Raw genomic sequence first — 8285 nt, 5'->3', positions numbered from 1 at the left:
ACAAGCCCAAGGAGTGATTGGTCAGCCAGTTGCTCCTCTCATTGTAGCTTAGGCACGAGATGGAGGGAAAGCCGGACTGGCTGTCCGGCTTTCCTGTCCAAATTTATTGTAATAGGAGAGAAAATGAAACAGCTTGGCAATTTGGCTGTGGTCTGCGCCCAGCGCCCTGATGTGCTGATGCAGATTTATGGCAGCGAGGTAAGCGTTCATGTGAGAGAAGGGCCGGAACGGGCCGTCTTCTCCACAAAATGGGATGATGATGAGGCGATCCAGCACATCATCCGGGAACTGAATTTTGGCCGGTATGCCCCGGACAGGGAAAGGATGGTGCGGCATGATTAAAAACCTGAACCAGCTCAAACGCGCTCTTCGGCCTGGTATTCGTCTGGAAGTCACCGGCCATTGCCGCCCTTCCTGTATCGGGCAGCTGCGGGAAGTCACATGGGTCAACACCCAGGGCTTCTACACCAAGATACTGACCCCGCCTGATCCCCGGATCAATGCGGCAAATGACGGGCGCGGTTCCCTCATTTGGTGGGGGCCGGCCGGCACATGGGAATTTGAGGACGGCGTATGCAGTTCTTATACTTACGGCAAACATACGGCGGAGGCACTGATTATGGCCTTTCGCGTTTTAGAAAAGGAGGCGGCCTGATGGACCAGAATTTGTTAATGAAGCAGCGGGAGCTGAACGACCGGCTCAACCGCTACCGGAATGAGTATTACAATCTCAACAGCCCCAGCGTCAGCGATGCGGTCTATGACCGATTGTTTGAGGAGCTGCAGGACCTGGAAAGTGCAACGGGCGTCCAGATGTCAAATTCGCCCACCAATACCGTGGGATACCCGGCGGTCAGCAAACTGGAAAAAACAAATCACTCGATTCCGCTGCTGTCTCTGGATAAAGTGAAGAATGCGGAGGATTTGTGCCGCTTTATGGGAGAGCATCAGGTGATGTTCATGCTCAAGTTGGACGGCCTTACCATCAAGCTGACCTATGAAGGGGGCAAATTGGTGGAGGCAGCTACCCGGGGCGACGGTGATGTGGGCGAAATCGTGACCCACAACACCCGCGCTATTGGCGGCATCCCCGAGAATATCCAATATGAAGACCGCCTGGTGGTCACCGGCGAGGCGTTCATCCGCCCCAGCGATTTTGAACAGCTGAAGACCACTCTGGTGGACAGCGATGGGAAACCCTACAAGAACGGCCGCAATCTGGCGGCCGGCTCAGTGCGCCTGTTTGACGCCGGGACCTGTCTGGGACGGCGACTGATGTTCATGCCGTTCAATGTGCTGGAGGGCATGGAGGAATTGCCTCGCAAGTCGGAGCGCCTCAAGGCGCTGCGGCCGCTGGGCTTTCTGCCCTGCAAGTACATGGTCACCAAGCGCCCTTTGACGCAGAAGGAAACCGAGGACGGTATCCGTCAGCTCAAGGAGTATGCGGCGGACGCTGATATTCCCATCGACGGTATCGTTATTACTTACAACGACATCGCGCTGTCCAAAAGCTGCGGGCGCACGGGCCATCACTACAAGGACGGCCTTGCCTTCAAATTTGAGGATGATTTGTTCCAGACAAAGCTCCAGACGATTGAATGGACGCCCGGCCGCACCGGCGAGATTGCCCCGGTTGCCATTTTTGAGCCGGTGGAGATCGACGGATGCGAAGTGTCCAGAGCCAGCCTGCACAACCTGTCCTTCATTGAGGATCTGGAATTGGCGCCGGGCTGCCGTATCCTGGTGAGCAAACGAAACATGATCATTCCCCATGTGGAGGAAAACCTGGACCGGGGCAATTTTTCTATGGATGCCGTGATCCCGCACCAGTGCCCCTGCTGCGGAGAGCCGACCAGAATCCACGAAACCAGTGGCCGCGGTGAAAACGGTGAGGAACGGGTCATCAAGACCCTGTTCTGCGACAACGCCGCCTGCGAGACCCGGCGCCTTAAACAATTCGTCCATTTTGTGAGCAAAAAGGCCATGAACATTGAGGGACTGTCGGAAGGAACGCTGGAAAAGCTGATTGGCCGCGGCTGGATTCACAGCTATCTGGACATTTACCGCCTGGACCAGCATAGGGACGAGATCATCCGAATGGAAGGCTTTGGCGAAAAATCCTGGCAGCGTCTTTGGGACGCCATCCAGCAGAGCCGCAGCACGACATTCGAGCGGTATGTTATCGCTATGGACATCCCGATGATTGGCAATACCGCCAGCAGAGCACTTTGCCGGGAATTTCACGGCAGTCTGGATGAATTCCGGGATGCCGTCTATGGAGGCTATGACTTCCGGCAGCTCCCGGACTTTGGGGAGACGCTGCACAACAACATTCAGGAATGGTTCAACGAGGAAGAAAATTTCTGTATTTGGGAGGAATTGCAGCTGATGATGAACATTCAGAAACCGGTGGAGGCCAACAACCAGACTATCAACAGGGACAATTCTTTTTCCGGAAAGACCATTGTGGTCACGGGAAAGGTCGAGCCTTACACCCGCAACGAGATGAACAGCCTGATCGCCTCATTGGGGGCAGTGGCCGGCAGTTCGGTGACCCGCAAGACCGATTATCTGGTCTGCGGCGAGAAAGCCGGCAGCAAGCTGTCCAAGGCGCGGGAACTGGGTATCCCGGTGCTGACGCCGGAAGAATTTTTCTGCATGGCCGGTGTGGCTTAACACGCCGGGTCATCAGAGTTTGACAATGGGGAGAGGGCGATCTGCGCCCTCTCCCTATATTTTTATGGAGGAACACCATATGGAAAGAAAGTATTTCATCCCTGTTGTCAATCGCGTTTACACCAACCGCAATGACAGGCAATACCGCTGCACCGGCGTTGTAGAGAGCAGCCGCCCGTGGGAAACGGTAGCCTATTTCACAAGGCTGTCCGACGGCTGGAGCCTGACTGCGCACGGACCGCAAATTTACGAAGATGGGACGATTGAATGGAACTATTCTACCGGCGGGCATTGGCCGCAGTGAAAAGGAGGGAAATATTGTGACCCAAGAAATTATACCTGCATACAGCACCTTCCAGAAGGACATAGATCTTACGCTGTATCACGCCTTTTCTGAATTGGTCGTACAGACAGCCCAGGACGGTGAGGCGAGAATCCTTTACCGTCAGCTGGAAGCGAGACAAATCTGGCAGGAAGATCAGAATGTTTCCAGCTATTTTGAAGCTTACAGCCTGCGCTATCCCGGCGAAGTGCTGGAACGCTTCGAGGAAAAACTGGGGACAGACATACGCATCCTGCGCGCGCTGGCGCTGGCCCTGGGCTACACCCGCCGATGCCAGGCCGACACAATGTTTGTGGGCAATCAGCGGAACGATTTTATTCAAAAACTTCGCAGGACCGCCGGGACGGATGTTTACCTGCAAGGTGCGCTCTATCTGCTGGAAACCGACGCTTTCCGGCGCCGCACGCGGCTGGATGAACTGGCCGCCAGGGAATACGCCAGGACGGAGGAGGCTCTGTTTGTGCTCTCCCTGTTTAATGATCCGGAGACCGGCTATCAGGCCATGCGGCCGCAGCTGACGCGGCTGTTTGGACCAGAAAGGACGATTTCTATGGCACGGGATTTCGGCGTGCTGGAATGGTTCATCCGTTTCTACGCTGAAGAGGCAAAACGCTATCGGGGAAAAAACGATCTGGTATTGCGGACGCTGATGAAGCTGCCCTACATGAACATGAAGCCGGACAGCCGGGAATTTTCGGTTTTGCATACTGCCGGGTACAGCATGGAAGAGATCACAATGGCAAATTCCCTGGCGGTGTGGGCCGACCGGATACCGGACCGGCTCTCATCCAAAGGCATTGTGGCGGAAAAGATCGCGGTGGCCTGCGTCCGAATGCTGCTGAACGGCCCGGATGGACAGCCGGAAGAGATCTATGCGTACATCAGCTGGCTGTTCCAGGTTTACAAGAAATTTGAGGTCAGGTACGAGGGATATCAGGATCTCTGGGCAGCCATCCAGACGGGGCTTGCACCCACAGCCCCCCAGACTATCCTCTGGATGAATCAAACAATTAAAAGACAGTTCCCTTATCGCTTCGATGTCTTCGACCCGCGATACGACATTCTGGCAAACGAGCTGAGTAATGAGGAATATGCGGAACTGTTTACCATGCAGATGCTCCGTTCCCGTGCGGCGATCCCGCTGCGGCGCTGGCTTACGCGGTATCAGGCCCTGACTGGTGTGGAGTATATTGAGTATTTTAACAAGCGCCATTGGCTTACGCTTCGCAGCTTTGTTTTGCTGGTGGAGCGAAAGGAGATCAATTTGTGGCAGTTTTTTGAGCAGCACAAGGGGGACGGGGCTCGTGCCCATCCTCTGGAGCTTTTAGAGGAATATGCGCTGAAAATCTCCAGCTGGCGGTGCTTTCGGTTCGCGCAAAAGCTGTTCAGCCAGTACACTTTCTCCCAGCTACAGGAAATTTTCGGAGATAACTTTTATTTCCACCAGAAGTTTGTCAAGAAGGAAAGCTATTATAACAAAAAAGTCCAATCATTCTCTATGGTCCGGCCATTCTTGACAGCGGAGCAGCACCGCCAGCTTTATGACTGGATCGATGCCTCGCTCTTTCAGACAGAGCCGGAATACTATGATTCGTTTGTCCTCTGTGCCCTGAAGGCCCCGGTGATCCAGCGCATCTATGACAAACCGCTGCTGGCGTCTGTGCTGCGGCAGCTTCTGACACACGATGCCTGCGGTGGCTACGAAGTAAATCAGTTAAAGGAGCGGTTCTATTCCAAGGAAGAAATGGAGGCCGACCGAAAAGCCACCGCCGAACAGGAAGAACAGGAAAAGGAACGCCAGTGGCAGCAGCAGGTCATGAAATGTCAGGAGAAACTGGCAAGTTGCTATAATGGCAGCGCGGAATCCCTGATCCAGTTCATGCACGGATATCATTTTGGTGAGATCAGGAAAGCTGCGCTGGGTATGGTCTATGAAAAATTGCTGGAATGGCCGGCAGGCTGCGCTCAGACCCTTGAGGCGGCGGAAATGTGGAAATTTTTTGAGCTGTGCGGAAGTCTTGTGATGTATGAGCCTCGGCCGCGCAGAGAGATATTGACAATGGTGCAAACCATCGTAGGAGGTGAAGCAGCATGACAAACACATTGAAACATTTAGCCCTGCTCGCCCGCATGGAGAGCAGCGGCCTGAAATTGGGATTGACGGGAAAATTCCCGGAGGATGCCCTGGACCAGACCTGCGAGCGGGTGGAGTCTTTTCAATTACAGAACAGGCTCCGCACCGGCAATGACAATGCGCAAATTCAGAAGGAACTTGTACGGACGCCGGAATTTGCGGCGCTCTACCATGCGCTGTGCAATGATGGGGTGGATGACCGGTCGATCACAAGTATGCTCCAGTCGGCTATAACCTGCGATGAGCAGTTGACGCAGTATCCCAAAGAACAAGTGCTGGCGGCAGCGGGAACGGATATCCCTTTGTCCCTGCGATTTTATTACATGAAATTCTACCTGCCGTTTATCAAGTATGAGGAAGAAGGAGAGGCCATCATTGACAACATCAATGCCTTCCCGGCCACAGAACGGGAGGAATTATCCGCATTGACGGACGCACAGAAGAACATGATGCGGCAGCCGTTTCTCGGCCCGTACCTGTTCAACTGGAACAACAATACGCGCGAGGCGCTGGAGCTGCTGGAACAGAACCAGCCTCTTCAGCGGGTCCTGACACTGCTCTACCGGCAGGGGGTGGCGCTTGATCTGAACGCGGCACGGCTCAAAGACCTTTGCTGGGTAGAGACGGCCGATGTGATGAAATTCCGCCGCCTGCTGGCCGCCTTTGAATATGATACCGAAGACCTCGATGCCTTTTTTGAGCGGTGGCTGGAAAATCATGCGGGGCAGTATGACCTTAACTGGTTTATCTCGCACACAGCGCCGCTGGACAAAGGACAGCGGCAGGAGATCCTGCGAAATGACCTGAGCTATCTCAACGCCCTGTACTCCGGGAGGCTCCATCTGGATTTCAGCTCTATCCGGCGCCATCAATTCCCTATCCTCACTTATGCAGTGCGGCATGGGAAGAAGCATTTTCTGGATCTGGTGAGTGAGCACAGCGAGCTGTTCCTTTCGCTGGGACGGTATGCGCTGCTGTTTGAGGATAAGTTCTGTGAACACTGCAACCTCAACAGCCTCACAGCCAGGAACCTGCAGGCGTGCGATACAGTAGAACGCGGCAGCAGCCATTTTGACCTGCTGGAAGACGGCAGGCAGTACACCTTTGAAGAGATGTGGCTGCTGTGGCAGCAGGATGAAATCTATGTCCGGCTCTACGCCATGCTGACGCCCCTTTCCGTGGACAGACGGCTGCTCACTTTGCGCCAGCTATTGAAGCATGGGCTGGTCAGCCACCACATGGAAGACCAGGAACTGGAACAGCTTGCCCGGTGTCTGCTGGAAAAGCCGTTCAGTGAGTGGTATCGAGGCGCTTTTGGACACATCCGCGGCCTGACCAGGAGGACGGCCATGTGGCTTCTGCGGAAATATGAGCAGCTGCGGGTATTTATCCCGGAGATGCAGTCCGAGGCGGACGCGATCTTTGCGCTCAACAACGGGGCGGTGATTGCCGGACAGAAAAACTGGACGCAGGTTCGTGCCGCTGTTTTGACGATGGATCGGGACTGGCTTGACCTGAAAGAAAGGTTTTCCATTACCGATGAATTTGTGGAGCAGCACAGGGAGCCGGTCACCAATTTCCTGCTGCGCGGCGGCAGTGCGATGGTGCGTGCTCTGTACGGCTACCTGCAGGGTGACGATAAGGCTATCGAGGCCCTGAGAAGGATCGTACAGGCCGAACTGATGGGCCAATTCTATGCGTTGAAATATTTTGCCGATGACCTGCAGAGGGAGATTCGCTATCCCATCAGCGAGGTGCAGGAGGCAGCATGGAAACGCAATCTCACGCTGGATAGGGGGCCGTTCTCTGCGGAAGAAGCGGATGATTTCTACTTTACGATGCAGTTAGGCGAACTGCCCCACAGCACCTGCCTCTCCTGCTGGACGGGAAACCAGAGGGACTGCCTGCTGGCAGACTTCGATTCCAACAAGAAGATGATCTTGATTCGGAAAGGTGAAGACATTGTGGGCCGCGCCTGCATCCGGCTGACAAAAGGGGCGTTTCAACGACCTGCGGACTTTAATTTTTCTTTTGCTGATCTGGCTCAAGTGCAGTCGGCGGATAAAAAGCGCGCTGCTGACGAAATGCTGGTTCTGTTTTTGGAGCGCATCTATACTTCCAGATTGAACGATGAAGAAGTGAAAACCGCAATGAAGCTGGCCGTTTCCCTGGTGACGCAGAAAGCGGCGGCCATCGGCGCCATCGCTGTGCTGGCGCGGCGCTATCTGGGCTGCTATGACCGCGATCAGTATGTTGGCAGCCAGTTCTATGTGTATATCTCAAAATCCAAAAACGGACAGCAGTATCTGGATTCAATGGGAGGCGCCGCGGTGACTTCCCACAAAGAGCAATATACGGGGGCTGTTTTCCTCGTAGAACACGCGGCGATGCGCACAGCAGCGCCGCAGAAGGAGGATGAATTTTATGAATGACCGTACTCTGGTAAAATTACGATGCAATAAGGAAATGTTGGATATTCGGACTGTATCCTGGACCCGAAAATCCCCCTACAGTTTTTCCATTTTGAGAAGCGAACTCCAGCAGCTGGAGCAACGGCCACAAAACCGGCTGATTTCCGGTGACTGCGGTTCCTTTGCCGTCCTGCGGCTGACGCAGAGGCCAGGTGACATGAAGATGCTGGAGATCCGGTTCACCTGGCTTCAGGAGATCGGCGCCGGTAAAGTACACGGCTGGCAGGAGAATATTCGGCTACCCTATGAGCCGTTCCATGTCTTTGTGGAAAATGGCGAGGATATGGATGGCGCAGAGTGGCACCACCTTTCCGTCCCGGAAATGCTCATGCCTCGTTATGAGTTCCACAGCCGGAAAAATCTCCATGAGGTTGCCCGGAGGCCCGTTCTCCGGCGCAAGCTGGGACGAGTCCTGGGGCGGCATTTTCAGTGGCGCGGCACAGAAAAGATCGTCATTTATGATGACGGGCTGCCGTACAGCTTCTTCTTTGAAGAATACACGCCTTATGGCAGAGGGATCTGCGGCGGCATCATCCTGCATGGCGCCGAGGACTTGGCAAAGGCCCAGTACAGCGTACATACCTAAACAGTACGCTGATTTCGTGTAACAAGCGCAGCGCCGCCGGGCAGAGGGATTTTCCTTCTGCCCGGCGGTTTTCTT

7 protein-coding genes are annotated in these 8285 nt (G+C 54.6%); all 7 read left to right on the top strand.

Features of this window, described 5'->3' with window-relative positions:
* The first annotated feature begins 123 nt into the window (after positions 1-123).
* The 7 genes from B5G40_RS04885 to B5G40_RS04855 all read left to right on the top strand — a co-directional run bounded on the left by B5G40_RS04885 (position 124) and on the right by B5G40_RS04855 (position 8210).
* Positions 124-342 (top strand): hypothetical protein, encoded by a 219-nt coding sequence (locus tag B5G40_RS04885; protein ID WP_087221597.1) that lies wholly within the window; start codon positions 124-126, stop codon positions 340-342.
* The gene (locus B5G40_RS04880) at positions 335-655 is read left to right on the top strand and encodes a hypothetical protein (protein WP_087221599.1); all 321 of its coding nucleotides are present in this window, start codon (positions 335-337) and stop codon (positions 653-655) included. Before B5G40_RS04885 ends, B5G40_RS04880 begins: the two co-directional genes overlap by 8 nt.
* Entirely contained in the window at positions 655-2676 is a 2022-nt protein-coding gene (gene ligA / locus B5G40_RS04875) for an NAD-dependent DNA ligase LigA (protein ID WP_087221601.1), read from the top strand. Before B5G40_RS04880 ends, ligA begins: the two co-directional genes overlap by 1 nt.
* A 79-nt stretch (positions 2677-2755) precedes the next feature.
* A complete protein-coding gene (locus tag B5G40_RS04870; protein WP_087221603.1) occupies positions 2756-2980 on the top strand; it encodes a hypothetical protein in 225 nt (74 codons plus the stop codon).
* Positions 2981-2996: 16 nt separating this feature from the next.
* Positions 2997-5114, top strand: coding sequence for a hypothetical protein (locus tag B5G40_RS04865; RefSeq protein WP_087221605.1), 2118 nt, complete (start codon positions 2997-2999; stop codon positions 5112-5114).
* Positions 5111-7585: a hypothetical protein gene (locus tag B5G40_RS04860; RefSeq protein WP_087221607.1), complete on the top strand. Its 2475-nt coding sequence runs from the start codon at positions 5111-5113 to the stop codon at positions 7583-7585. The genes B5G40_RS04865 and B5G40_RS04860 overlap by 4 nt, the downstream gene beginning before the upstream one ends.
* Positions 7578-8210 (top strand): hypothetical protein, encoded by a 633-nt coding sequence (locus B5G40_RS04855; RefSeq protein WP_087221609.1) that lies wholly within the window; start codon positions 7578-7580, stop codon positions 8208-8210. The genes B5G40_RS04860 and B5G40_RS04855 overlap by 8 nt, the downstream gene beginning before the upstream one ends.
* The last annotated feature ends 75 nt before the right edge of the window (positions 8211-8285 follow it).

This window comes from Flavonifractor sp. An9 (assembly GCF_002161245.1).
In the GTDB taxonomy this organism is placed as follows: Bacteria; Bacillota; Clostridia; order Oscillospirales; family Oscillospiraceae; genus Flavonifractor; species Flavonifractor avicola.
Note: the sequence above shows the minus strand (reverse complement) of the source record. Positions and strands in the feature narration are given on the sequence as shown.